This window comes from Providencia sp. PROV024 (assembly GCF_032709665.1).
Classification (GTDB): Bacteria; Pseudomonadota; Gammaproteobacteria; order Enterobacterales; family Enterobacteriaceae; genus Providencia; species Providencia huashanensis.
This window is the reverse complement of sequence record NZ_CP120545.1, coordinates 1715237-1741110: the sequence shown is the minus strand read 5'-3', so window position 1 is coordinate 1741110 and position 25874 is coordinate 1715237. Positions and strand designations below refer to the sequence as shown.

At 42.3% G+C, this 25874-nt stretch carries 22 protein-coding genes and 2 CRISPR repeat arrays; of the genes, 13 read left to right on the top strand and 9 right to left on the bottom strand.

What is annotated here, in order from left to right; translation table 11 throughout:
* Positions 1-261 precede the first annotated feature (261 nt).
* A complete protein-coding gene (gene fliE / locus P3L56_RS07950; RefSeq protein WP_042844236.1) occupies positions 262-573 on the bottom strand; it encodes a flagellar hook-basal body complex protein FliE in 312 nt (103 codons plus the stop codon).
* A 244-nt stretch (positions 574-817) separates the two neighbouring features.
* Here fliE and fliF point away from each other — a divergent pair, with 244 nt between their 5' ends.
* The 13 genes from fliF to fliR all read left to right on the top strand — a co-directional run bounded on the left by fliF (position 818) and on the right by fliR (position 11757).
* Positions 818-2503 (top strand): flagellar basal-body MS-ring/collar protein FliF, encoded by a 1686-nt coding sequence (fliF, locus tag P3L56_RS07945; protein WP_131679923.1) that lies wholly within the window; start codon positions 818-820, stop codon positions 2501-2503.
* Positions 2500-3492, top strand: coding sequence for a flagellar motor switch protein FliG (fliG, locus tag P3L56_RS07940; protein WP_042844239.1), 993 nt, complete (start codon positions 2500-2502; stop codon positions 3490-3492). Before fliF ends, fliG begins: the two co-directional genes overlap by 4 nt.
* Complete coding sequence (fliH, locus tag P3L56_RS07935; RefSeq protein ID WP_042844240.1) at positions 3485-4204, top strand: flagellar assembly protein FliH; 720 nt, start codon at positions 3485-3487, stop codon at positions 4202-4204. Before fliG ends, fliH begins: the two co-directional genes overlap by 8 nt.
* Positions 4201-5565, top strand: coding sequence for a flagellar protein export ATPase FliI (gene fliI, locus P3L56_RS07930; protein WP_048606797.1), 1365 nt, complete (start codon positions 4201-4203; stop codon positions 5563-5565). Before fliH ends, fliI begins: the two co-directional genes overlap by 4 nt.
* Positions 5566-5576: 11 nt before the next feature.
* Complete coding sequence (gene fliJ / locus P3L56_RS07925) at positions 5577-6020, top strand: flagellar export protein FliJ (protein ID WP_042844242.1); 444 nt, start codon at positions 5577-5579, stop codon at positions 6018-6020.
* Complete coding sequence (locus P3L56_RS07920; RefSeq protein WP_210831492.1) at positions 6021-7394, top strand: flagellar hook-length control protein FliK; 1374 nt, start codon at positions 6021-6023, stop codon at positions 7392-7394.
* Between the two features lie 164 nt (positions 7395-7558).
* Positions 7559-8038: a flagellar basal body-associated protein FliL gene (gene fliL, locus P3L56_RS07915; protein WP_042844245.1), complete on the top strand. Its 480-nt coding sequence runs from the start codon at positions 7559-7561 to the stop codon at positions 8036-8038.
* 5 nt (positions 8039-8043) lie between these two features.
* Positions 8044-9051, top strand: a complete 1008-nt coding sequence (fliM, locus tag P3L56_RS07910; RefSeq protein WP_042844246.1) for a flagellar motor switch protein FliM — start codon at positions 8044-8046, stop codon at positions 9049-9051.
* A complete protein-coding gene (fliN, locus tag P3L56_RS07905) occupies positions 9044-9460 on the top strand; it encodes a flagellar motor switch protein FliN (protein ID WP_042844248.1) in 417 nt (138 codons plus the stop codon). Before fliM ends, fliN begins: the two co-directional genes overlap by 8 nt.
* Before the next feature lie 22 nt (positions 9461-9482).
* Positions 9483-9941, top strand: a complete 459-nt coding sequence (gene fliO, locus P3L56_RS07900; protein ID WP_129465773.1) for a flagellar biosynthetic protein FliO — start codon at positions 9483-9485, stop codon at positions 9939-9941.
* Positions 9942-9977: 36 nt separating this feature from the next.
* Positions 9978-10697, top strand: coding sequence for a flagellar type III secretion system pore protein FliP (gene fliP, locus P3L56_RS07895; protein ID WP_173424801.1), 720 nt, complete (start codon positions 9978-9980; stop codon positions 10695-10697).
* A gap of 8 nt (positions 10698-10705) precedes the next feature.
* The gene (fliQ, locus tag P3L56_RS07890) at positions 10706-10975 is read left to right on the top strand and encodes a flagellar biosynthesis protein FliQ (RefSeq protein WP_042844250.1); all 270 of its coding nucleotides are present in this window, start codon (positions 10706-10708) and stop codon (positions 10973-10975) included.
* Between the two features lie 2 nt (positions 10976-10977).
* Positions 10978-11757, top strand: coding sequence for a flagellar biosynthetic protein FliR (gene fliR / locus P3L56_RS07885; protein ID WP_042844251.1), 780 nt, complete (start codon positions 10978-10980; stop codon positions 11755-11757).
* A gap of 379 nt (positions 11758-12136) precedes the next feature.
* A CRISPR array of direct repeats spans positions 12137-13005; the repeat unit is 28 nt; unit sequence TTTCTAAGCTGCCTATACGGCAGTGAAC.
* Positions 13006-13135: 130 nt separating this feature from the next.
* Here the strand turns inward: fliR and cas6f are convergent.
* The 8 genes from cas6f to flgK all read right to left on the bottom strand — a co-directional run bounded on the left by cas6f (position 13136) and on the right by flgK (position 25810).
* Positions 13136-13771 carry a type I-F CRISPR-associated endoribonuclease Cas6/Csy4 gene (gene cas6f, locus P3L56_RS07880; RefSeq protein ID WP_166685259.1) on the bottom strand — a complete coding sequence of 212 codons (636 nt, stop codon included), beginning with the start codon at positions 13769-13771 and terminating at the stop codon, positions 13136-13138.
* 8 nt (positions 13772-13779) lie between these two features.
* Entirely contained in the window at positions 13780-14802 is a 1023-nt protein-coding gene (gene csy3 / locus P3L56_RS07875) for a type I-F CRISPR-associated protein Csy3 (protein ID WP_210831505.1), read from the bottom strand.
* Between the two features lie 3 nt (positions 14803-14805).
* The gene (gene csy2 / locus P3L56_RS07870) at positions 14806-15750 is read right to left on the bottom strand and encodes a type I-F CRISPR-associated protein Csy2 (RefSeq protein ID WP_166685257.1); all 945 of its coding nucleotides are present in this window, start codon (positions 15748-15750) and stop codon (positions 14806-14808) included.
* On the bottom strand, positions 15747-17015 hold the full coding sequence (gene csy1, locus P3L56_RS07865) for a type I-F CRISPR-associated protein Csy1 (protein WP_210831506.1): 1269 nt from the start codon (positions 17013-17015) through the stop codon (positions 15747-15749). The genes csy2 and csy1 overlap by 4 nt, the downstream gene beginning before the upstream one ends.
* A 27-nt stretch (positions 17016-17042) precedes the next feature.
* Complete coding sequence (gene cas3f / locus P3L56_RS07860) at positions 17043-20522, bottom strand: type I-F CRISPR-associated helicase Cas3f (RefSeq protein ID WP_272686207.1); 3480 nt, start codon at positions 20520-20522, stop codon at positions 17043-17045.
* Entirely contained in the window at positions 20519-21493 is a 975-nt protein-coding gene (cas1f, locus tag P3L56_RS07855) for a type I-F CRISPR-associated endonuclease Cas1f (RefSeq protein ID WP_042844257.1), read from the bottom strand. The genes cas3f and cas1f overlap by 4 nt, the downstream gene beginning before the upstream one ends.
* Positions 21494-21642: 149 nt before the next feature.
* A CRISPR array of direct repeats spans positions 21643-22932; the repeat unit is 28 nt; unit sequence TTTCTAAGCTGCCTGCATGGCAGTGAAC.
* 270 nt (positions 22933-23202) lie between these two features.
* Positions 23203-24138: a flagellar hook-associated protein FlgL gene (gene flgL / locus P3L56_RS07850; protein WP_042844258.1), complete on the bottom strand. Its 936-nt coding sequence runs from the start codon at positions 24136-24138 to the stop codon at positions 23203-23205.
* 28 nt (positions 24139-24166) lie between these two features.
* On the bottom strand, positions 24167-25810 hold the full coding sequence (gene flgK, locus P3L56_RS07845; protein WP_042844259.1) for a flagellar hook-associated protein FlgK: 1644 nt from the start codon (positions 25808-25810) through the stop codon (positions 24167-24169).
* Positions 25811-25874 lie beyond the last annotated feature (64 nt).

Here is a 25874-nt window from a genome sequence, read left to right as displayed (position 1 = left end):
AAGCATGAATATTGATAAATACAAATTACGTGTAACCCTAAACGTAAGTACACCATGAACCCCATATTTTAATTGCCTAGCCATAACAATAAAATCAACTCTTCAACCTAAAGGAGAGCTTGAATGGTTAATAATATATATAGTGTGGATAACTGAAAATGATGCCAGCTAAATTGATATTTTGAATAGAAATGCCCCATCACTGCCCCAAGGAAGCAATGACAAGGCAATAAATTCATAATATTAAAGCAGGTAATTAAATCACACTGGCATTGACATAATTTCTTGGTATGCAGCCACCAGCTTATTTCTGACTTGTATGCCCATTTGGAGGCTTAAACTCGCTTTTTGCATATCAACCATCACATCATTCAAAGAAATATCTTGTTTTCCCAACGTAAAGTTTTCAACTTGCTTAGCAGAATCATTACGTGTTTTATTTATTTGATTCACAGAGGCGACCAGATGATCAGCAAAACCGACGGGTTCTATTATAGGTTTTGTTGGGTTCGTTGCCTGAGTTGCCACAACATTTAATTGTGATACAACTCCTTCAATCGCTTGAACTGTCATTTTATTCTCTTCTTATATAGTGTGAATTTTTGTCACAAATTTATTTAGCAAGCTTACCCTACCACACCCTTTTTAACTTGAAGCCGATAAATAACACCTAAATTATAGGCTGATTCCGTCATTAGAACCCTACAAAACAATAAATAATAGCAAAGTGAAAAAGTGACGTTACGAAGAGGGAAATAACATTGTTTCACCAAAAGTATTTTCATCCGTCTAGTAGTCTGCCAAGCAGGGAATATTTATGAGTGCCGCATCTAAAGACACGGGGGAGGCCAAAAAGGGTTTTGCCTCAATAGTTGATCGTATTAAAGCTGATCCTAAAATACCGTTAATGATTGCGGCGGCTGCAGCTGTTTCAATTATTGTTGCCCTACTTCTCTGGTTACGCAGTCCTGACTATCGCGTACTTCTTAGTAATCTTAGTGCTAAAGATGGTGGCGATATTGTCAGCCAATTAACTCAGATGAATGTGCCATATCAAATCGCTGATAATGGTAGCGCCATTTTAGTTCCTGCAGATAAAGTGCATGAATTACGTTTGAAGCTCGCCCAATCTGGTTTACCTAAAGGGGGGAATACTGGCTTTGAATTATTAGATAAAGAACAGTTTGGTATTAGCCAATTTAGTGAACAAATTAACTACCAGCGTGCTTTAGAGGGTGAATTATCTCGCACTATCGAATCGTTGAGCCCCGTGCAAAGTGCGCGTGTACATTTAGCAATCCCAAAACCGACACTATTTGTCCGTGAGCAAAAGTTGCCTACAGCTTCTGTCACGGTAGGTTTATTACCTGGAAGAATGCTCGACGAAGGGCAAATTAGCGCCATTGTGCATATGGTCTCAAGTAGCGTAACAGGATTAACTGCAAGTAATGTAATTATAGTCGACCAAGCGGGACGCTTGCTCACAAATAATGATAACAGCCAGCAATCAGCTAATAGCGCACAAATTAAGATGACCAAAGAGATGGAATCTCATCTCAAACAACGCATTGAAGATATTTTGTCACCATTAGTTGGGCGTGCCAATATTCATGCACAAGTCACCGCGCAAATGGATTTCTCCAAGGTTGAGCAAACCTCCGAAGAATATAAGCCGAACCAAACACCGGATAGCGCCGCTATTCGTTCCCGCCAGAACAGCCAAAGTATGCAAAACAATAATGGCGGCACGGGCGGTGTCCCGGGGGCATTGTCGAATCAACCGGTTAGCGCACCGAATGCGCCAATTGAAACTAACAAAGACAATAAAGACGCACAGCAAACCACCAATAACCGTAATAACACGACTAACTCGCAAAGCGATGAAACCACAAATTACGAAGTAGATCGCAAAATTAGCCATACTCAACGGCAAATTGGCGTCGTTGATAGGCTCTCGGTCGCAGTTATTGTTAATTACCATTCACAAGAAGGCGAAAATGGGCCAGAAATGAAACCATTGCCGCCAGAGATGCTACAGCAAATTGAAGCGTTAACACGAGAAGCGATGGGCTTTTCTTCAGCACGAGGAGACTCAATCAACATCACTAACTCCTTATTTACTGATGATACGCCTGTTGAAGTAGAGCCATCATTACTGTCCAATCCACAGTTGATTACACAACTTTTGGATTACGGAAAAATATTGCTCATCACCCTCATTGCTTGGTTTATGTGGCGCTTCGGTATCAAACCTCAATGGGTTAAATATCGTAAAACACAACAAGCCCAAGTTGATGCTGAAATTTTTGTCGCAACTCAGGCAAAAGCACCGTTCGTGGTAGATGAAGAAATAAACGAAGACATGGATGAGCAAACACGCCGCCGTCTTACTCGCCAGCGTGTTAGTGCAGAGATCCAAAGCCAACGTATACGTGAAATGGCAGAGAAAGACCCACAAGTCGTGGCAATGGTTATCCGTCAGTGGTTAGGAAAATCCCTATGAGTTTAAGTGGAACAGAAAAAAGTGCCGTAATGTTAATGACACTCGGTGAAGATCAGGCTGCGGAAGTATTTAAGCATCTAAACCCTAAAGAAGTTCAACAATTGAGTATGGCGGTGTCTAACATGCGCCAAATCTCCAATAACGAACTTGCGGAAGTGCTAACTGAATTTGAAGAGTCAGCAATTCAATTCGCGGCCTTAAATATCAACACAAATGATTACCTGCGTTCGGTACTGGTCAAAGCGTTGGGTGAGGAACGCGCAGCTAGCTTACTTGAAGATATCTTTGAAAAACAAGAAACCACCTCAGGTATCGAAAGCCTCAACTACATGGAGCCACAAACCGTTGCCGATATTATTCGTGATGAACATCCACAGATTATCGCCACAATTTTAGTTCACTTGAAACGTAACCTCGCTGCGGACGTACTTGAATTATTTGAAGAGCGCCAACGCAATGACATTATGCTACGTATCGCTACTTTTGGTGGAGTGCAACCTGCAGCCCTAGCGGAACTGACCGAAGTCTTAAACAACTTATTGGACGGCCAAAACCTCAAACGCAGCAAAATGGGTGGCGTAAGAACAGCAGCAGAAATTATCAACTTAATGAAAAGCCAACAAGAAGAAAGCGTTATCGATGCAATGCGGGATTACGATGGCGAATTGGCTCAACGCATTATTGATGAAATGTTCCTGTTCGAAAACCTTATCGAAGTGGACAACCGCAGTATCCAACGTATTTTGCAAGAAGTGTCAACCGACTCACTGGTCATTGCTCTCAAAGGCAGCAATCAAGCCCTGCGCGACCACTTCCTCAACAATATGGCGGTTCGCGCTGCCGAAATTGTTCGCGACGACTTGGAATCGCGTTCACCGGTTCGCATGTCCCAAGTGGAAAACGAGCAAAAAGCGATCCTGCTTATCGTTCGTCGTTTAGTAGAAAAAGGCGAAATCGCCATCGGTGGTGGAGACGATGTGTATGTCTAATTCAACAACGCCTAACGACCAATGGCAGCCTTGGCAACTGCGTGAGCTTAACCAATGGGATCTTAATTCAACTTTAAATGAAGCTCCTGAGCCAGACGCACCAAAAGTGCCATGCTTAGAGCCGAAAGAAGTCTTAGAGCAAATCAACTTGCTCGATAACATAAAAGAAGATGCGCAGCGTACAGGTTATCAGCAAGGCTATGAACAAGGCCAAAAAGAGGGTTATCAAGCCGGGTTTGAACAAGGTTTACGTGCTGGCGAAGAGCAAGGGCGTGAGCAAGCACTTGCTTTGCAACAACCCGTCATTGAGACATGGCAAAAATTGTTATCTGAGTTCAATTATTCTCTTGATACCTTTGATACGGTTGTTACCACAAAGCTGCTACAAATTGCATTAACCGCTGCAAAACAAGTGTTGGGTCAATCTACTGTATGTGATGGTACTGCATTACTTGAGGAAATCAGTAACTTATTACAGCAAAAACCTATTTTTGCGGGTCAACCAGAATTACATGTTAACCCCAATCATTTTGAGTTGATTGAACAGCACCTTGGTTCACTCTTAAATCTGAATGGTTGGCGGTTAGTCGCAGACCCTAAGCTGCATATTGGGGGTTGTCGTGTGGTCGCTGAAGATGGCGAAATCGATATGACCGTCGCAACACGTTGGCAAGAATTGTGCCGTTTATATGCACCGGAGAGCTTTACATGACCGCACGTTTGGGACGCTGGATTGCCTCGCTTGACGATTTTGAATCGCGGATGAAAGGCATTCCGATGGTACGCCGTTATGGCCGCCTAACAAAAATTACGGGCTTAGTCATGGAAGCCGAGGGGATTAAAATGCCCTTAGGGGCAACCTGCTTTATTGAACGCTCCATTAATGGCGGTACAGACGAAGTTGTGTGTGAAGTCGTCGGTTTTAGTGGGCCTAGAATGTTGTTGATGCCATTAGCCGACCTCGAAGGTATCTCCCCAGGTGCTCGTGTCTATGCTCAATCAACGGGGGATGACGGGCAAACCAGCCGCTTACTCCCTATTGGTAATGAACTATTAGGGCGAGTGCTTGATGCACAAGGCACCCCATTAGATGGCAAAGGCCCACTCGAAGTTAAAACGCGAGCCCCATTAATCACACCCCCCATTAATCCTCTTGAACGCACACCAATCAGTAGTGTGCTCGATGTCGGTGTACGAGCAATCAACGCGTTATTGACTGTGGGTAGAGGGCAACGCATGGGCCTGTTTGCTGGCTCAGGCGTAGGGAAAAGTGTATTACTTGGCATGATGGCACGCTTTACCCAAGCCGATATCATCGTCGTTGGGCTGATTGGGGAACGTGGCCGTGAAGTTAAAGATTTTATTGAAAATATTTTAGGCACTGACGGTTTAAAACGTGCAGTGGTGGTTGCTGCACCTGCTGATGTTTCCCCCCTCTTACGTATGCAAGGTGCATCTTATGCCACGCGTATCGCCGAATATTTCCGCGATCAAGGCCTCAGCGTGTTGCTGATCATGGATTCCCTTACTCGCTACAGTATGGCTCAACGCGAAATCGCCTTAGCCGTCGGTGAACCACCAGCAACGAAAGGCTACCCCCCTTCTGTTTTTGCCAAGCTACCCGCACTCGTTGAGCGCGCAGGTAATGGCAAGAATGGCGGCTCGATCACCGCTTTTTATACCGTATTAACAGAAGGCGATGACCAGCAAGACCCGATCGCAGATTCTGCTCGCGCCATCCTTGATGGTCACATTGTGCTTTCTCGTTCTTTAGCAGAGTCAGGGCACTACCCAGCTATTGACATTGAAGCGTCCATTAGCCGTGCAATGACTGAACTGATCCCAAAAGAACATTACCGAAAAATTCAGCGTTTTAAACAACTCACCTCTAGCTATCAACGCAACCGCGATTTAATCAACGTGGGGGCTTATGCAATGGGAAGTGACCCAATGCTGGATACTGCAATTCAATATTACCCACGTATGTCTAAGTTTTTACAGCAAGATATTGATGAACGTTGTGATTACCAAACTGCTTGCGAGCAATTACAGCAAGTGGTACCTAGCGAGTAACGAGGGGATAAATGGCCAATAACAATGCCTTAACGACATTACTCAGTTTAGCCGTAGAAGCCTCCGAAGAGGCAGCAAAGGTGTTAGCGCAAGTACGCCAAACTCATACACAAATGGCGCAACAATTAACCATGCTGGAGAATTATCAAACCGAATATCGGCAAACATTAAACCAGACATTGCACAGCGGAATGGCCTCCGATAAATGGCAAAATTACCAGCAATTTCTCGTCACGTTAGAGCTAACCATTGAACAACAGCAGCAACAACTTAATTTGTGGGAACAAAAAGTGGATGAGGCTAATCGTCATTGGCAAGAAAAACAACAACGAGTCAATGCGTTTGATACTTTGATACAACGCGCTGAACACACCGAACATCAACGTCAAAATCGTATAGAGCAAAAACAAATGGATGAATTTGCCCAACGAGCGACTTTACGGAGACCACAATAAATGGACATCAACGCGACTATCGTACCTGTTGCACCGCCAGCAAAGACCATAAAAAGTGCTAATGAACAGCAAAATGGCCCCAAGGATGACGAAAACCAAGCTCCCGCATTACCATTTCAAGCGCTACTTGATAACCAACAACCCGCGCCCAAAAATACGGCTGTAAACACGGCCGTTGATGAACAAGCGCTGAATAAAGAAATTGTCGCCGATAAGTTAGCGGTTTCAGATAAAACAAGCGCGTCCCCGGCAAGCAAAACACCCACTCATGGTGAGAACACCCTTGAGCAGCTTAATTTCACCCGCAATCTTAGAGGTGACGGCGTACAAACCGCTCTACAATCTGAGCTGTTAGTCGGGGAGAATTCAAGCGAACAACCTTGGCTCAATAATTTAAAGTTATCGCTTTCTAGTCAAATACATCCATCAGCTAATGGGCAACTTGCCGCTGAGTCGCTCCCTAAGTTAGGCGCGTTTAACCAAAAGATGCAGCAACTAAATGGTGACCTTGAAGATATCACACTAACTAGTGACAAACTGCTAGATAAGAGCCAATTAGTGCTTGATGAACAAGAAGATAAACCGGCAATAACGGCGTTTATTAAAAACGAAAAGGATGAGCGTCGCGATCAGCCCCTTTTACCTTTAGATAATCAACGTGACGTTCGTAGTAAAAACCTGACAGCGGATTTTATGCCATTAAATAAAAAAGTGAGCGATAAAGAGCCGCAGTCTGGCCTACCCACTTTTTCGGCTGATATGCTTGGTTCAAACGGGAAAGGTGCTTTTGTCACACAAAGCGAAACGAGTGCCTTTACCACGGCTACAACACACCAGACATCAACTCAACCAATTAGCATGATGCCAACAACCTCTGTCGCACAAACCGCTGCAATGAACGCTCCGACCGCAGCGCCAACCTTGCATCTCACTAGCCAATTAGGCAGCGAAGCTTGGCAACAACAGTTAAGCCAACACATGTTATTTTTCTCCCGACAAGGTGTTTCTCAGGCGCAAATTCGCTTACATCCTGAAGAGTTAGGCTCACTCAATGTGCATTTACGCATTGAAGATAACCAAGCCGTCATGCACTTTGTTTCGCCTCACAGCCATGTTCGCGCCGCGATGGAGTCCATGATGCCTGTATTACGTAATGCGCTACAAGAAAGTGGCATTCACTTAGCTCAAGGCTCTGTGGGGCAAGATAACTTGGGTAACTCATCAGATAATCAACAGCACAACACGCATCAACATGATGGCCATATTCAAGCTACTCATGCAACGGCCAGTGCCGTTGGTATCAGTGAAGCGAATGCTTCTGTTGCCGCTCAAAAGTCGGTATCTAGGCAAGGTGGGATTAACACTTTTGCATAATAAGTAAACGAAATGCGGTAATTTCCTAACTAAAGCGCCGAGTTACCGCCTTTTTGTTTCGTTTTTCACTCCTTTAACTCTTAGCAATCAAGCGATAATGCTAGAGATCATAAAGTAAAAAACCCATTTGGGTTTAGCATCCAAGAAACAGGAATTCAGCTAACATGTCGTCACGCAAAGAATCAAAAAGTTCTCATAAAGGGTTGATCATTCTGCTTGCCCTTATTGCCTTAGCAGGGGCTGGTTTTGGTGGTTACACCTGGTGGACGACACAGCAAAACACTCAAACGGCTAGTGAAGAAGAAAAACGTCCGAACATGCCACAACCCATTTTTATGGAGTTAGAGCCATTTACCGTGAATTTAGCCGGTGCTGATAATGGCCCTGATCGTGTGCTCTATATTCATATAACCTTGCGACTTGCAAATGAAAAATCTCGTAAACAACTTCATGAATATCTCCCTGAAGTACGTAGTCGCTTACTACTATTACTATCAGAACAAAAATCAAAAAATATTGAAGTTCATGAAGGCAAGTTGCAGCTAATGAAAGACATTAAGCAAACACTCACCCCTACCCTGATCCCGGGGGATACCGATCAGGATATTTCTGATGTGTTATTTACTACTTTTATTCTGCGGTAATATTCATGAGCGATAATATTTTATCTCAGGCTGAAATTGATGCGCTTCTTAATGATGATGCGCCTTCAAACGATACGCCGGTGCCAGAGAATCAAGGAAAAGATAATATTCGCCCTTACGACCCAAATACGCAACGTCGGGTCATCAGGGAGCGAATGCAGTCTCTTGAAATCATTAACGAACGTTTTGCGCGCCAATTCCGTATGGGGTTATTCAATATGTTACGCCGTAGTCCGGATATCACGGTGGGCGGAATTAAAATTGAACCTTATCATGAGTTTGCTCGTAACTTACCAGTACCAACCAACCTAAATTTAATTCACATGCCACCATTGCGGGGCACTGCGCTCTTTACCTTTGAGCCTGCTCTCGTTTATATCGCGGTTGATAATCTATTTGGGGGAGACGGTCGTTTTCCTGTTCGTCAGGAAGGTAAAGAATTTACCAATACTGAGCAACGGATTATTAACCGAATGTTGAAGTTAGCATTAGGGGCTTATCGCGATGCTTGGAGACCAATAGCGGATATAGAAGTGGAGTATGTACGCTCCGAAATCCAAGTTAAATTTACTAATATCACCACATCACCAAATGACATTGTGGTAACCACGCCATTTTTAGTTGAGATAGGCAATACGGTTGGTGAATTTAGTATTTGTATTCCCATTGCCATGATTGAACCATTGCGTGAGCGTTTAATTAACCCACCAATGGAACAAGGGCACCAAGAAAATGAAACTTGGGTGACAAATCTCGTCACACAAGTAAAACGTTCTGAACTTGAATTGGTTGCCAATTTTGTTGACATTCCAATGCGAATTTCTCGCTTACTGCAACTGCAAAAAGGGGATGTGCTCCCTATTGAGAAGCCTGACCGCCTCATTGTCAATGTTGATGGCGTTCCTGTACTAACCAGTCAATACGGAACTCAAAATGGCCAATATGCGTTGCGTGTAGAACATTTGATTAACCCTGTTTTAAACACTCTAGATGAGGAAAGTACCAATGAGTGAGGCGAAGAACTCTCCTGATGCATCAACCAATCACGCTAGTGAAGACCTATGGGCTGAAGCGCTGGAACAGCAAAAAAAAGCGGAATCCGCCTCAGCTGGTGCACAGGCTTTTGATAACCTTGATGGGCAGAATCCATTAAATCAGTTGTCCGACATCGATATGATTATGGATATCCCAGTTCGCCTATCCGTTGAGCTAGGGCGTACTAAAATGACCATCAAAAAATTACTCAGTTTGTCTCAAGGCTCTGTCGTTTCTCTCGATGGTTTAGCTGGCGAGCCATTAGACATTTTAATTAACGGTTATTTAATCGCTCAAGGGGAAGTCGTCGTCGTTTCAGATAATTATGGTATTCGCATTACAGATATCATTACGCCATCCGAACGTATGCGCCGCTTAAGCCGTTAATAGACAATATGAGTCACTGAAAATGGCAATAACCAACCAAGCTGAACAGGCACCAGCATCCGTGCCTTTTTTGTCAACTAGCGTTCCTTCCAGTGAATTGAATGCGCCAGCTATCGACCATAGTAATAGCTTAACGCAAATTTCAGGCTCATTGGGGGTCATTATTTTATTGATTCTGATTGGCGCTTGGTTGGTTAAAAAATTGGGTTTTGCCCCGAAGAAAATGGGGAAAGAGCAAATTGTGAAAGTGACAAGCAGTTGCTCATTAGGCAATAAAGAACGGGTTGTCGTGGTTGAAGTCAATAATGAGTGTTTAGTATTAGGTGTGACAGCTCAAAATATTAGCCTGTTACATCAATACCCTGCACAAAATAAAACCACTGTATCTTCAGTTATTGAGCCCCTTACGTTCCAATCCGTATTAAAGAAAAAACAAGATGCGGCGGATCATGCGGCATCAGTAACACCTTTGTATAAGTAATTGGAAGCACACATGTTACCACGTAAATCCCTACTGATGATTGCTGTGCTTCTATTTGCATTGCCAAGTTCTGCATCAGCAGCACTCCCTGCCGTTATCAGCCATAGTTTAGCCGATGGAGGCCAAACTTGGTCATTACCCGTTCAAACCTTACTATTTTTAACCCTGTTAGGCTTTATACCCGCCTTACTCTTAATGATGACCAGTTTTACACGCATCATTATTGTTCTCGGTTTATTACGAAATGCCTTAGGGACACCCTCTGCACCACCAAACCAAGTATTATTAGGTTTAGCGTTGTTTTTGACCTTTTTCGTTATGTCCCCCGTTGCCGACCAAGTTTATCGTGAAGCATACCAACCCTTTAGCGAAGATAAAATCAGCCTTGAAGTCGCATTAGAAAAAGGGACTGCCCCGTTAAGGACCTTTATGTTAGGGCAAACTCGCGAATCCGATTTAGCGCTTTTTGCTCGTATTGCCAAAGTGGGGGAGATTCAAGAGGCGAAGGATGTTCCTTTACGGATCCTCGTTCCCGCATTTATCACCAGTGAATTAAAAACGGCATTCCAAATCGGCTTTACCATTTTTATTCCATTTTTAATCATAGACTTGGTTGTTGCTAGCGTGTTAATGGCCTTAGGGATGATGATGGTTCCACCGGCAACCGTTTCACTTCCCTTTAAATTAATGCTGTTTGTATTAGTCGATGGCTGGCAATTATTACTTGGTTCATTATCGCAAAGCTTTTTTAATTAGGAGTAACGATGACACCTGAATCTGTCATGGCAATGGGCACTGAAGCAATGAAAATTGCCTTAATGCTAGCGGCTCCATTATTACTGGCGGCACTAGCCGCAGGGTTGATTATTAGCTTACTGCAAGCCGCAACACAGGTTAACGAAATGACCTTATCTTTTATCCCTAAAATTTTGTCAGTCATTTCAGTGATCATCATTGCGGGGCCTTGGATGCTCAACCTACTAACCGACTATATGCGAACGTTGCTTAGTAATTTACCCTTTATTATTGGCTAACAATGTTAACCATTACCAGTGAAACGCTCACGCTCTGGTTGAGCCAAGGTTTTTACCCTTTCATACGCCTTTTGGCGCTGCTCGGAACAGCGCCCTTTTTTAATGAAAAACAAGCCATTACCAAGGTTCGAGTTGCCCTTGCTTTTTTTGTCGTGTTGATTGTTTCCCCGCAACTTCCCGTGGTAAATATTCCCCTATTTTCTGCAATGGGGTTATGGGTCATTGTGCAACAGATTGTGATTGGTGTGGCGATGGGTTTAACCATGCAAATCGCCTTTGCCGCGGTTCGCCATGCAGGAGAAGTCATTGGTTTGCAAATGGGGTTATCTTTCGCGACCTTTTTTGACCCAACTGGTGGGCCCAATATGCCTATTTTAGGGCGCATCTTCAATGTGATTACTATTTTATTGTTTCTCGCCTTCGATGGCCATTTATGGTTAATTTATATTATCGTCAATTCATTTGAATTGATCCCCATTCAAACAGCCCCACTGAATAGAGACGGTTTTTGGGTATTTGTTCAATTTGCCAATACCTTATTTATTAATGGGTTAATGTTAGCGCTGCCTTTTATTACATTGTTTTTAATTCTCAACCTTGCGCTCGGTATCCTAAACCGTATGACCCCACAACTGTCCGTATTTGTGGTGGGTTTCCCCCTCACCTTAACTATAGGTATCAGTATGCTAGGGGTAATTATCTCCATCCTTCCCCGATATACTGAACGCCTTATCCACCAAGCTTTTGAGCAATTGTCATTGATGTTTAATTTGTTTATTTGAGTCGTGATGTTTGTATTTTTTTAATTAAATGCAGGTTTATAAAATCATTTATAAAATCGAATGATGATTGAAAACCAATAACAATTTATTTCAAACTCAAAGCTCATAACCCCTCCTAGTTATCCCTATTATTATCTGGTTACCCGGTCTATTTTTCAGGTATTTATCTCTAATCAAAATCTGCCTTTGTGGCAGTAATATAATACCCGTTCTATATTTCATTTCTAAGCTATCGAATGATAGATACGTATTATATTTGATATTAAATTTAACTTAAGATAAAGATGGTATAACTACTTATTTCACAAAAAACTAGCTTTAACTCACATTTATTTTTTTCACCAATTAGAGAATCTAGATATCTATTCTTTAATATTCTTCTCTAAACTGCCTATATGGCAGTAAACTTAAGTTGATAAATTAAGCTCTTTAATCCACTTTTCTGAGCTGCCTATACGGCAGTGAACCATTTTAAAACTCCTGCCTACTGGCATTTAGTTTTCTAAGCTGCCTATACGGCAGTGAACATGGAAAAAGCACGACAGCTTAATCCGAAAGTTTTCTAAGCTGCCTATACGGCAGTGAACTGATTGATATTGCCAAGGGAAATTAAATCTTCTTTCTAAGCTGCCTATACGGCAGTGAACGATATCATCATCCCACCACTGGATTTTGATATTTTCTAAGCTGCCTATACGGCAGTGAACCGTTTATCCAATATGCAATATTTACAGGGTATTTTCTAAGCTGCCTATACGGCAGTGAACGGTTGCGATAGGTATCACACAGTATTGCCGGATTTCTAAGCTGCCTATACGGCAGTGAACGGCTTTATTGTTTTTATCTCTTTAGAGTGTGCTTTCTAAGCTGCCTATACGGCAGTGAACCCGAAGGGGTTGTTCCTCCTCAGCGATTACCATTTCTAAGCTGCCTATACGGCAGTGAACTATTGGGTGTGTACTTTATTCTCTTATCGGATTTTCTAAGCTGCCTATACGGCAGTGAACACAACGATCTATATAACGGCCAACTCTCGAGCTTTTCTAAGCTGCCTATACGGCAGTGAACCGGTGTGCCGTTAAATATTCGTGCAGCTAAATTTTCTAAGCTGCCTATACGGCAGTGAACAGAAACCACCCTACTTCGGTTACTGAGTATATTTTCTAAGCTGCCTATACGGCAGTGAACATAATCACATCGGCAGCTAACGCCTCGGTATTTTTCTAAGCTGCCTATACGGCAGTGAACTATGCAATTTAATATAATAATCATGCTATAACAATTAGTTAAGGGTATTTATTATAAAATACCCTTTAATTTATGAATAATTATAACATACTGATTTAAAAGTTATTTTTTAAAGAACAAAAAATAATGGTTAAAAATGAGGAACCGTTGCAACCAACGTTTGGTCATTTGAAAGCTGGCTTAAACCATAGCAATTAAACATCCCAGCTTGCATTTGTGTTGCTATCACTTTTTCAATAAAGAGTGGAAAAGGCCGGCTTCCTGTTTTCTCATTCTTTGCATGTAAACTTGTAACCCAAATAAACGGTAAACGATTATTGGCTTTCGGCCGACTTTTAGATAACACTTCCAAGCACTGCGCCACTGACTGACCTGATTTTTCAGACCATAAACGTGCCTTTTGCTGCATATCGGCCTCTATCCGGTTTTGGCCTTTTACATGTCGTCGAATATAACTGACAGGAACACTTTGCTCTGGCACGGTTTGAATAGATTTAATATGAGCGTAATCCATTAACCTTGCTAACCACTTCGGTAAATTTAGCTGCTCAAGTTCCTCTGGTGTTTTAGCATGCAAACGGATTTTTCTACCTAAGCGAAAACCAACGCTACCATATTCAGGAAATGCAACAGCAATAGCGCTTTGGCCTTCAGCCGTTTGGTTATCTGCCAGCGCAATATGAATTTGCTGGTAAACTTTCTGCCACAAAAAATCCACTGAAACGGTTGAGTCAGGTAATAAAGTGACCTCCTGATAATAATTCATATTTCACCTTATTTATCACTTTCACCAAACACACCGCCACGCACTAAAACTGCCATCACATAATGCTCATCTTCAATACGTGATAATTTTTCACCGCGAGCCCATTTATCGAATAGGGTATAGAAGTCTTGGTTATCTTTTGGCGTTCGAAAAGCGGTACCTAAATTCGTCACTGCGCCATAAGGCTCAATTGCGATAGCCCCTGCACCACTTTCAGTTCCATACGCGGGGTACCACGTGTCAATGGAGCGCAAAGCATTACCAATTTTTTGTGAATGCATCGCAGCATGCCCATTCACATGATATAAAATTTTGCTTTTATCCCCTTTGCCTTTATCCATCACCAGCTCTTCACTTGGGTAAACTTCTTGTGCTTTGCCTAGTTGAGAGTAAGTGGTAATTTCTAATAATAATGCACCTTGAGGGTGAGCTAAAGCGGTAGCAATTTTCTCACCTAACTGAGCCACTTTTTCATCTTGAGTATCAAATTGGTGAATACTATATTGTGTGGCGTCAAAAACCCATTCCATTGATTGCCCTTTATTAAGTACTTTGACAACCACTTCGATATGTTCGGCACCTACTCGGTTACGCCATAAAAAGCGCCCATTAGCGACATTCTGCGCATAACGATAACCTAATTCACGAAAGCCTTCTTTTTCAATATAACCTTTTGCTGCTTTCACATAACCTTTTTTAAATAACACGTTATTACACGCAGAAGGTGTCTCAACTCCACCAAGTATTTTTAAGGTGAATTGATGAACTAAAGTATCTTGCTCAGTTCCTAACGCACAGGCATCGACTGTTTGTAAGTTGGCTTTTTCCACCTCAGAGTTTAGCTTTAAAGGATCATTTTTTACCGCACCTTTTAAGCGATTGGAAATAGTACCCCGTACCGATTTTTCTTGTAATGATAAAGGGGTAAAATGCGATTTATTTTCCCAACAAGTACCATAAAAATAACCATCAGATGGAACCAATTTTTTTTCAAATGCTAAAACAGATGCAACATCATTATTCTTCGCCATTACTTATTCTCCACTCGAAATAAATTTAGATGCCACTTGTTGGCATAAATAAAGGTTATTAGGTTCGTCATAACCGTATTGCCACAATATTTCATTAATATTGTTAGCGCGGTTTGCCAAAATAAACTCACCGAGCGTCACAACACTTTCTGCGAACCGGTGAGGTACGTCTAAATCTCGCTGATTTTTTGCCTGGGCAAGTGGCGAAACCCCTTGATATCCGGTAGCAATAGGTACAACCCAACCTGCCACTTTACGTTGAGCACGCCATTCAAATTGCGATTTCCCCTCATTTTCGTTGCCCCATTCGACGCAATTATTCTCTACCACCACATAGTCCAACAAAGCATCCATAGCATCTTGCCCATCTTCCATCGCTCGAATCATTAAATCCCTGCGTTCTATTAGCGCATAACCGGGCATTACGCTATTTAGCAGCCCCTGCCTTGATTCCCCGTCTACCTCATCTGATTGCAGAATATGTGCTGTTGGTTTACCTAATGAAAGAATGTCGCCACCAGCGAGCTTCATCGTCTGTATTAAGTCGTAAATGACCTCTAAAATAGGCGATTGTGTAGGGAGTGCTTTAGTCTTACCACCGTCATTCACGCCATATCTGATAAGTAATGACACGTCTAAATGACAACGGGCCTCTTCAATAAATGCGGAACGCGTACCGTCACTATTCAATGGGTTTGCAGTACCTACAATGGAGTTAACATAATCATTCGGCCCGCGATAGGTTTGTAAATCACACGCGTGACTAATAACAGCAATAGAATCAAACACAATATCCAAGTGGCCATCAGCCCGCAATTTACGCTCTAGGGCATGCATAAAACCGAGCCAAGCCGTCATGGCTGGAAAGCCAATGGTATAAGGGCTAGATAACGCATTGGCATTTTGGATTTTGATATGAGGAAGCTTGAGTATGTAGGTTGAGCTCATCGTAACAGCTCCTTATTAATGGCGATAACCTGCGCGATAGCCGCTAGCTCATCGTTACCTAAAGCAATGGCTTTTTTCCCTAACACTTTTTTGTAATGACGCATAAATTGCTGAGCAATAAGAGTAATAATTCCCTCTAGCCATTCATCCGAGTTATTACGCTGTTGTTGGTCTGGAAACAGCCAAATTTGCTGTACTTTTGCTAATTGAGTGGGTAATTGAATGTTATTCTGTTCAAACCCACGCCTGACCTCCCACATGGTCAACATAATGTAGTCTACATATTCTTGGATACGCCTATCACGATATTCAATAAAACGGCTACCACGCTGCGCTTTCGGTAGGGAGATCAAACCATGAAATGCTTCTAACGTTTCTTTAACTTGCCAAGGGTTTACAGTATTGGTAAAGAAGTCATAAGTAGGTAAACGCCGCTTACGCTGAGCTATTTGGGGGGGTAATGACGGCAATAAATGGGCTTTCCCTGCATTTTGATTATTAAGCACGGAAATATTTTGGGGCTTAGTTCCCCCATAGCCAATAGTGGTTAACCCATAAATTTCTTTATAGCCAACCTGGCTAAATTCCCCCTTGCGTTTTAAATCACGCAGTGCCTTAGTTTGCTCAGAAAATCGAATTGTATCAATACGTTTGCGTAGTTCAAAAACCAAACCGGATGGGGTCAGTGGAGATAATAAATGGTATTCGTTATCCTCCAACCACACAGGAAAGTAAACTTGTTTTATTTTTGAGCTAGTGATCACGGTTTTATCTGCCGCCGCCATGGCAAGAAAACCATCCCTGAGTAAATGATACTCTTCATCCCCTTGATTAAGTATGTCTTTAGCTAACGGTGTTTCATCCTTAATATGGGCCAACAACGTTCGGTTATCTTGCAATTCAAGTGTGAGAAATTTATATACATCAAGCGCTGCCGCATTACCCAATGCATCCGTCTCAACCATGACATTCCCTGTTCGGAGCAAGCCATCATTTGTGTGCTCTGCCCTCGCTAATATTGGGGTGACATACCCGTTTTTGTTTTTTCTAGAGCTTGGATGACTAAAGGTACAAGGATGCGTGGATAATGAAATTTGCCCCGCCCGCTTCGCAGCACTCGGCAACCACTGAGCCAATGATAAAATAGCATCACATTTCTGCTGCAGTTGCTGTATTTCCCCTTCACTCATCGACGCTTTTACATTTTTTTTAAGCCAACTTTCTTTACGCTCTGTAAAGAAAGCCTCTATTGCTGGATCTAACATAGTAAATGGTCCTTGTGACTTAAGTTTCTATTCAAAAACCTTAAATGTGCTGAGCCCCATTTGGTCGTTATAGTGGTAAAAAACTCCGCTACTTTTACGCGGTAAGAAACTAATTTCGCCATACCGTTTTGAAAGCTGCTCTGCTTGCTGATATTCATTTTCTCGGCTCGCCAATGATTGCTGATAGTCTCGGATGAGCCATAAGCGCTGTTTTAATGGTTCGGCAAGTGGTTGAAAACCAATTCCATACTCATCCTCCTTCGTAACCCAACCACTGTCTTTGTCGTACTCACAAAAGTGAAGTCTATTTTTTGCTGATAAGATTAAGGATACCCGTTTGGTCGGTTCACTTTCCCTAAATGACGCAAACTGCTGAGGAAGTGCCGTCATCCACCACCCCCCACTGGTATACCCCCATAGCGTGGTCGGGCGGTTTTTAGGAAGTACTGCGCTTGATAAAAATGTAGAGCGTGTTCTTACGGCTGCCTTAGCAGGCTTAGCGGTGGATACATCGCCCATCAGCCGTTCGATTGATGCATGTTCTAAACAGGCTAAATTAGTTGTTTGCTGAGTTTTCCAACCTGTAATGGGCTGTATTCTAGGAATGGCATCAACAGATTTAAGTAGCTGTGATTCATCCACCAGCTCAGATAGGTTATAAGTTGATAAGCTAAGGTTTAGATTGCGATTTTCATAACCTGGTTTGGAAAATGCATCTCGTTGATTATTCCCTTGAAAAGCGACCCAGTTATATTGCAGTAAAGCGATGTTAGGGCTCGCCACTTCACCCGCACGGTGCCGACGAACCCGCCCCGCCATCTGTACGATTGAGCGGTAAGATGAAGGTTCAATAACGGCCCAATCAAAGTCATGATCACGCCCGACTTCCTCCACCGGTGTTGCCACTAAAATAAAAATAAGATGTTTAGCTTTCCCATTTCGGTGGGCTTGGTCTAAATGCTGCCTAACAATAGGGTTTTGGAATGCTTCAGGCTGCTCTCCTTCTTTTTCCTTACGTTTCAATACGCCATCAAGGTGTTTTTCTTGCTCATGACGTAAAAGTAGTACCTGTTGGCTATGGTAGGCCATAGTACGAATTTCCACCTCTTCAGGCCATTGTGCCGCCAGTAAATAGTGAGTCAATGCAACACAAACTGGAATATTAGCAACACGCACAACCCCAAAGGAAACTTGCAACTGGGTTTCCCTCTCAGAATAGGCGTGAGCCTGATGCAATCTAAGAATAGCTTGCTGAATGTGAGCAAAATACTGAGTTTGTAAGTCTTTACCTTGTTCTTTTTGTATCGGCAAGATAAAGGCTTTTCGGCGAGCAACCAGCGCCCGCAATGCCTTTACACGTTTTTCTATAAAATTGTTATGGTACTGGCGATAATGACTGACCGTTAATTCATCATCGGCTGTGGTAATGGTTGCGATTTGGCATGCATGTATGCATTTATCTTTTTTCTCATCATACTGCCCCTCATCCACCCAAACACAACCGACTTTTAAGGATTTTTGATGGCTGAGCGCATGAATATGCCAACCTTGTTGGTAAGCATTAAAATAAAAAACAGCAAGTGTTGGGGGGATAGTGGCTGATGAAATCATAACTTTACGCCCCAAGGCCCCTGCGAGATAAACAAGCCGCCCAATAGCTACGGGGTCATTCCCTGTAAAATCATCAATTTCATCAATAACTAAGTCAGATGACATTAATCGAAGATAGGGAAGAATATAGCGACCACCTCGCAGGGTTTCCGTCGCCCCCATAATATGGTCAATGGTACAAGCTAAAATAGGGGCATAAAGCAAAGCTCTATCTTTAGGCCGCGTCAATACAGTAGCCAACTCTTCTTCTGGTAAACTACCTTGCCATTTTTCTTCTGACCAATTTAATTCAAGCCCTTCATCATCAAAAAGGCGGTCTTGGGACTCAGAACCAAATTCTGCTAATTGGAGCTCTTGTTGAATTGTTTTTTGTTTATCTTCTTGATGAAGGTCTAAAACGGCTTTAGAGCCAATTAATACTGCAAGGTTGTCATCTTTTATGCCTAAGCGAGTACGATACTCATCCCCTGTTTGCAATGTGAGAGCTCTGAGGCCCAACGCAAGAATAAACCGCAAGCTTTGTTTATCCTCCGATAACGCTTGCATAATTTTAGCGTTGGCAACCGTCTTACCGCAGCCCGTACTTGCCATATTGACAACAAAATACCCTTCCGTTTTATCTTGTTGCTGTTCTCGATATTGCTCAATGGTATTAACCACATCTTCCTGCCAACTAAATTGCCCTGAGGCATTTTTATGCTGTTTCAGTAAGTTAATATCACTCGCTACAGGGGGTTCTATGACAAAGAATGGCAAGTACTCCGTAATATTTGCCGCAATATTAGCCACATTAACCAAGTGTTCATCAAGCCGTTGCTTGTATGCAGTTTGCCCATTCACGCGCTGGGTATTGGCATATAACGCCATATTTGATTGCCATGTTGGGTCTGCCTCCTTTGAGGAGTAATTGTGATCTCCCAGCATCAAGCACAAGCGTGCTTGTTCAGCAACTAATCGCCAGCAACCATTGCTTAGCGCTTCATCAAATAACGGAAGTTGGTGTTTAAGGTGTTCTGCCGCTTGACTTAGGGCTTGACGCCAAACTTTTGACTCACTTAATAAGCCATGAGGGAATTCAAAGCATTGCTGAATGCGTTGCGCATATTCTGAAGCATCATAGAGATTTTGGTATCCCCATTGTTTATCAACAATATCTAATAATTGAGCTAATGAGTTACAGGGTTGATCTGCATATTGTAGACGCTCTGTTTTATTAGCCAAAAAGGGTAACCTGTGATGGGAAACAATCAACCAAACCAGCAATGAAGCTGCATCAGGTAGCTGGTTTAGTGGTTTTTCCAGTTGATTTTTTTCCTTCATCCACGACTGTAATTGTTGCTCATGCCATGATGAAGTGATTAATGCATCCAACCAATTTTCGTCACTATTCGGTTCTTTCTGGCTTTTTACCAATGCACTAAATAGCAGTGACGATACCCATTCGTGGCGCAGCGGGTCGCCTTTAAAACGCATGTTTGACACGGGGTTTAATTTATCTTGAAACAATTGTGAGGCTTTTCCCCAGTCATGTAACAAAGCGGCTAAACGAACAAATCCATTAATTAACGGCAAATACTTCCAATCATTTCCTTGCTCACTACCCAGTAAGGATTTTTCTGTTCGGTTCACTGGAACATAACCTTGTTCATTGAATTTGTTTTTTCTTCCCACTACCCATAATAATTGGCTGCGAGAGCGAGAACGTATCCAATGGCAGCTTACAGCTGTATTGCGACTGGCGCTGCGGCGCAGTAATTTTTGTACTGTATGCAACCCTTCTTGGGTGATCAAGGTTTGCCATGTGTTATCACCAATTCGGTTAGCAAATGCATCTAGTACCCGCCGAGTCCGCTTTAACGCGTGCTTTTCACACTGAGAAATAAAGGTTACCATCATAGCTGAGTAACCTGTTGTTGTGCCTCGTTTTGTTGTAATGCCAAAGATTTAACTACATCGAACATAAAATCAAGGGATTGATGGTCAACAAATGATTGCAATATTTGCTGGCGAAACTCTTGCTCTGTTGCCCCCTCTTTACCGCAAATAAATGCCCACGGTAAAACAACCGCATCTTTAATTAAATCTGCGATATCAAAGACTAAAGCGCCACGACGAGTTTTACCATGCATTACTGCAAAACCATGGGGAATACCCAGTACCCATAGGCAACTTGCGGCTAACCCATAAGCCAGATAATTACCATGGTTTAAAAAAGAATTCGCTTTATCAACAGCTTGGTGTTGACGAGTGAAATTTTTTTGCCCTGTATTATTAGCTGCGTATTTATACAAGGTTTTAGTTAACTGAGCTTCTGTAAGCAGTAGTTCTTGTGTATCTTGAGCAGCGATAGTGCGATTATGGAAGGCCTTTAATGCGGATTGAATCGTGCTGTCTTGGTATACAAACCCTTCATTCTGTAATTCACGAGAGCTTTGCCAAACTTTCTGTAGGTATGTGATACGCGACTGTTGTAATACCTTAGCCGCGGCTAACCTTTTTTCATCATTAAACCAAAACGATAACCAGCTTTGTAAATATTCCGTTGGCCGATATTCGCCTTGTGGTGTCATCCATTCTACTTCTGTAGACATATACAGAGGTGTACCACCACCCCCACAAAACCCAACTAGTACCCCCGCTTGAGATAACATTCTCATTGCGGCTTGGGTAATTGATGTTCCTGTACCAAGTAACAAAACTGTTGTATTTGCAATAGGGATATTGAAATAGAGGTTTTCATTTTTTGCCTCTGTGAAATACAACACTCGACCATCTTTTTGCATCACTCGACAATGCTCTAAGTAATACATGTTAGCGCGCTTGGAATGTAAGATGGTTTTTAAGTCACTAGGTGAAAAGTCATCCATAAGCAGTTGAATTCTTCCTTAAATAATAAGTTTTTTGAATCAATCTTATTAGAATAAGCTTTAACCAATGAAACAAGCCTTAAATTATCACTAAAGCCAAATTTGCGAGGGGTTTCACAGAATATCCAGTAAAAATAACTCCTTGGCTGTTTTTTAGCTGCCTGTATGGCAGTGAACAGTTTGTTGCGACTGCCTCATAAACACCTTGTTTTCTAAGCTGCCTGCATGGCAGTGAACGCGTGCTTTTGAAGATATGAACCCCGTTGATGTTTCTAAGCTGCCTGCATGGCAGTGAACCATTAATATAATCATTCACTTTGTCGATAAATTTTCTAAGCTGCCTGCATGGCAGTGAACAGATACATAGTGACGTTATGATTATCGTTAACTTTCTAAGCTGCCTGCATGGCAGTGAACACAAAGCGATTCAGGTAATGATTGCCCCTCTCTTTCTAAGCTGCCTGCATGGCAGTGAACAAGTATGGCTGTCGATGGCTCGAGAGGTATATTTTCTAAGCTGCCTGCATGGCAGTGAACGTATTGCGTTATTGCTAGGCTTGCCTTCCTGCTTTCTAAGCTGCCTGCATGGCAGTGAACAATATACTTGCGTTATTACTTCAACTTCTGCGTTTCTAAGCTGCCTGCATGGCAGTGAACAAAGAAACGTTTGAGGTGGATTTGCTCAATATTTTCTAAGCTGCCTGCATGGCAGTGAACGGGGAACACTGGAAGATTTAGAAGCAGCCAAGTTTTCTAAGCTGCCTGCATGGCAGTGAACTATATTTGCCTTCTTTAATATGTGACGGAACTTTTCTAAGCTGCCTGCATGGCAGTGAACAAGGACTATTATAGGTGAATGACATTTCATCTTTTCTAAGCTGCCTGCATGGCAGTGAACTTAAGCAAATGTATGTCGGCTTACATGCCTACTTTCTAAGCTGCCTGCATGGCAGTGAACATTCATGCCGATTGCTTCCGCTATCTGAACAATTTCTAAGCTGCCTGCATGGCAGTGAACTTCTATGATTATCGTGATGATTTGCTTACTCATTTCTAAGCTGCCTGCATGGCAGTGAACAATAGACCGTCTGGAATGCAGCAAGGGATTATTTTCTAAGCTGCCTGCATGGCAGTGAACCATAAGGCCACTGATATTCAGTGTTCATGCTATTTCTAAGCTGCCTGCATGGCAGTGAACTCATATCGAACAAACGATGGCAAACACTGAGGTTTCTAAGCTGCCTGCATGGCAGTGAACACTGGTGAGATTGGGTCTACATTTTACCAAGTTTTCTAAGCTGCCTGCATGGCAGTGAACAATATTACGTTTTACATAAATTGCGCTGCTATTTTCTAAGCTGCCTGCATGGCAGTGAACTCAAACGCCGGTTGTTTCACTAGCTCAGAATCATTTCTAAGCTGCCTGCATGGCAGTGAACTATTAGTTAAATAAGATAAAACAAAGGAAAACAATGTACTAGCTTTATAAACACCAAAATACCTTTGTTTTGGGAGGGTGTTCTAACTTATTGTTTAATAATTAATTTTTTAAATAGCAAAAAATAAAGGTCAAACTAGGGTAAAACAAATCGGGATTTATGCAATATGCACTAAACGAAAATAGTGCGTAAATAAAGGTACCTCAAAATAAAAAAAACCGCGCTCGAATCACTCCAAAGCGCGGTGAGTAAAATTAAACCTTTAATTTATTAACGGTTACCAAAAAGTGACATACTGTTTAAATCTTTAAAAATACTTTGGGATGCATCAAACATCGCCTTTTCTTTATAGTAATCCGTCGTAGTCCCCGTCCAGTTGGTCTCAAGCAGCTCACTTTTACGAGCTGCATTTTGAATCGAACGGGTATCTGCCAAGAAATCTAATTTATCAATTTCTTGCAGTTGTAAGCCTTGTTTCGCTTCAATATTAGAAATTTGGTCAAGCGCTGCTTTAATTCCACGGTTAGCTTCATCCATCCCTGCTTGAGCGCGGTCTAAATCAGCTTGAGGCGCATCTTGTTGTGGAATTTTCAGCGCGTCAATACCTGCATTCAACGCTTTGAAAACATTAACAACATTATCGCTGCCCGTCTCAAAAACTTGCGCACCCGTAAAATAGGTGGTCATTTCTCGGTCACTAGCGACATTTTGCATAATCGGTTTATCACCGCCGTGGTACAACACATTACCATCAGCGTCAATTTCAAACGGGGGCTTATCCGATTTAAAACCAGCAAAAATATAACGGCCATTACCATCCGTTGTATTACCTAATCCCACCAGTTGTTCTTTTAAACCTGTTAACTGTTCTGCCAGTGAATGACGGTCTTTATCACTTAAAGCTCCTTGGTTAGAAGCTTGAATGATAGTGGTATCAATTTGTGTGGTCACATCCGTCATTTGAGTCAAAATACTCATCTGCAATGTCATGCCCGTTTTTGCAAACCCACGGCTTGCCACATATTGCTGGTTACGGTTTTCTGATTGGCTAATTCGCACCGCTTGTGATGAGGCTTGAGGGTCATCAGACGGTTTACTCACGCGCTTACCCGAGGCTAATTGGCTACCTGCATCCATCCAACGCGCCTGAGCATTATTCATGTCTTGCAGGCGTTGGTGATAAATCATATTTGTACTTAAACGCATCGCTAAACCCTTATTATATTGCTAAAACTTAGAATGCACGCATCAACGCATTAAACAAATCATCCACCGTTTTTAATACTTGCGCATTCGCATTAAAAAACTGCTGGATCTTCTGCATTTGAATACTTTCTTCATTCATATTCACGCCTGAGATAGCCTGCTCTTGGGCATAAAAGCTCTCAGTCATTTTATTTTGTGTTTCCGAATCAATTTGGGCTTGTTTAGTTTTACTACCGACATCATTGACTAAGGTTGCGTAGAAATCAGAGAAGGTCGAGCCGCCATCAATCAGTTTTTGGTCTTGTAATTTAACCAGCTCTTTAATATTTTCATTATCACCTGGGCCACTATCTTTACTCCCCGCGGCAGCAAAGCCCGATGCATCACTAATCAATGTTTGCATACCGTTGATAACACCGCTCACAGGCTTAACAAGGAAAGAATCACCTTTTGTCATGCCTTGGCTATTGCTTATTTTGACTTCTATACCATCAAATTTCAGTGTGCCTGCGGTTGAATCATCTACCGAAACTTTAATGCCTTCAGGTAAACGAGTGACATTCCATTCGCTACCATCAAAACGCATTTCATAGTTATTGCCTGTCACCTTAGAGACATCGCTATAGCTCAAATCGAAATCCGCTTTACCGCTATTATGGGTATTGCTAACAACGCTGCCTTTACCAATCTCAAAAAAGTCTTTACCCGTATTACCATTGGCATCATAGCCTTTGCTATGAACTTCATTGAATTTCGTTGCAAAAACTAATGCTAATTTATTGAGTTTTTGATAAGCCGGGTCAATCACTTCCTGACGAGAACGCAAAATACCGCTTAGCTCTCCCCCACGAAATGACCCATCTGGGATTTCACGCGCTTGGCCATTTGCGCCCACAAAACCAATACTAAAACGGCTATCGTCTTTTGATGAAGGGACTGCTTCTAAACGGTTAGCTTTTTCGCCAGTCACCAGCGGTAAACCATTGGCAAACGTCACATTATAGTTGCCGTTTTGTTCAATGACCTTAACCCCAACTAACGAGTTAACTTCATTTACTAAGCGATCACGCACATCCAATAAATCATTAGGTTCAGAACCGCTGACTGAACGTACACGGGAGATCTGCTGGTTTAGACCGGCAATTTTTTCCGCATATGTATTGATATCTTTCACCTTATTTTCGATTTGGTGATTAATATCCCGCTCCATTTCTTGTAAACGGCGATCAGCGTCTTTAAATTGACTTACCAACGCATTTGAATTGCCCAAGAAAACGTCAATCAATGTTTTATCACTGGCGTCACTGGTTGCTGCATCTAATGAAGTGAAAAAACTACCAATATTACTGGAGATATCTTCAATATCATTAGTAAGCAAATCATCGACTTTATTACAGTTTTTAACGTACGCCTCATAATCACCGCTGCGAGCGCGTGATTGGCTGTACTGTGCATTGATAAATTCATCAAACTCACGGCGAACATGGCTGAAATAAGTGCCGTTACCAAAATAGCCATTAGGTGTCATCGTACCGGGATTCTCCCCGAAAACAGCACTTTGGCGGTGATAGTAACCTACACCTGCGTTCGCTAAGTTGTTAGAAATCACACTTAACCCGCCTTGTGCAGCGTTCACACCACTGAGCGCATTATTCATTACATTGTTCAGCATAAGCTTTTCCTGTTCTAGATGCTGACCCCTTTAATTGGCTGACACAATCAAAGTGATAAGCAAC

Excerpts from the sequence above, each read along its gene's own strand:
- fliP (WP_173424801.1), top strand. The coding sequence starts at position 9,978 with ATGATTGCTGTGCTTCTATTTGCATTGCCAAGTTCTGCATCAGCAGCA.
- fliE (WP_042844236.1), bottom strand. The coding sequence starts at position 573 with ATGACAGTTCAAGCGATTGAAGGAGTTGTATCACAATTAAATGTTGTG.
- csy2 (WP_166685257.1), bottom strand. The coding sequence starts at position 15,750 with ATGAGCTCAACCTACATACTCAAGCTTCCTCATATCAAAATCCAAAAT.
- fliH (WP_042844240.1), top strand. The coding sequence starts at position 3,485 with ATGTCTAATTCAACAACGCCTAACGACCAATGGCAGCCTTGGCAACTG.
- P3L56_RS07920 (WP_210831492.1), top strand. The coding sequence starts at position 6,021 with ATGGACATCAACGCGACTATCGTACCTGTTGCACCGCCAGCAAAGACC.
- fliJ (WP_042844242.1), top strand. The coding sequence starts at position 5,577 with ATGGCCAATAACAATGCCTTAACGACATTACTCAGTTTAGCCGTAGAA.
- fliO (WP_129465773.1), top strand. The coding sequence starts at position 9,483 with ATGGCAATAACCAACCAAGCTGAACAGGCACCAGCATCCGTGCCTTTT.
- fliL (WP_042844245.1), top strand. The coding sequence starts at position 7,559 with ATGTCGTCACGCAAAGAATCAAAAAGTTCTCATAAAGGGTTGATCATT.
- flgL (WP_042844258.1), bottom strand. The coding sequence starts at position 24,138 with ATGCGTTTAAGTACAAATATGATTTATCACCAACGCCTGCAAGACATG.
- fliN (WP_042844248.1), top strand. The coding sequence starts at position 9,044 with ATGAGTGAGGCGAAGAACTCTCCTGATGCATCAACCAATCACGCTAGT.
- fliG (WP_042844239.1), top strand. The coding sequence starts at position 2,500 with ATGAGTTTAAGTGGAACAGAAAAAAGTGCCGTAATGTTAATGACACTC.
- fliR (WP_042844251.1), top strand. The coding sequence starts at position 10,978 with ATGTTAACCATTACCAGTGAAACGCTCACGCTCTGGTTGAGCCAAGGT.
- flgK (WP_042844259.1), bottom strand. The coding sequence starts at position 25,810 with ATGCTGAACAATGTAATGAATAATGCGCTCAGTGGTGTGAACGCTGCA.
- cas3f (WP_272686207.1), bottom strand. The coding sequence starts at position 20,522 with ATGATGGTAACCTTTATTTCTCAGTGTGAAAAGCACGCGTTAAAGCGG.
- fliQ (WP_042844250.1), top strand. The coding sequence starts at position 10,706 with ATGACACCTGAATCTGTCATGGCAATGGGCACTGAAGCAATGAAAATT.
- fliI (WP_048606797.1), top strand. The coding sequence starts at position 4,201 with ATGACCGCACGTTTGGGACGCTGGATTGCCTCGCTTGACGATTTTGAA.
- csy1 (WP_210831506.1), bottom strand. The coding sequence starts at position 17,015 with ATGTTAGATCCAGCAATAGAGGCTTTCTTTACAGAGCGTAAAGAAAGT.
- fliM (WP_042844246.1), top strand. The coding sequence starts at position 8,044 with ATGAGCGATAATATTTTATCTCAGGCTGAAATTGATGCGCTTCTTAAT.
- cas6f (WP_166685259.1), bottom strand. The coding sequence starts at position 13,771 with ATGAATTATTATCAGGAGGTCACTTTATTACCTGACTCAACCGTTTCA.
- csy3 (WP_210831505.1), bottom strand. The coding sequence starts at position 14,802 with ATGGCGAAGAATAATGATGTTGCATCTGTTTTAGCATTTGAAAAAAAA.
- fliF (WP_131679923.1), top strand. The coding sequence starts at position 818 with ATGAGTGCCGCATCTAAAGACACGGGGGAGGCCAAAAAGGGTTTTGCC.
- cas1f (WP_042844257.1), bottom strand. The coding sequence starts at position 21,493 with ATGGATGACTTTTCACCTAGTGACTTAAAAACCATCTTACATTCCAAG.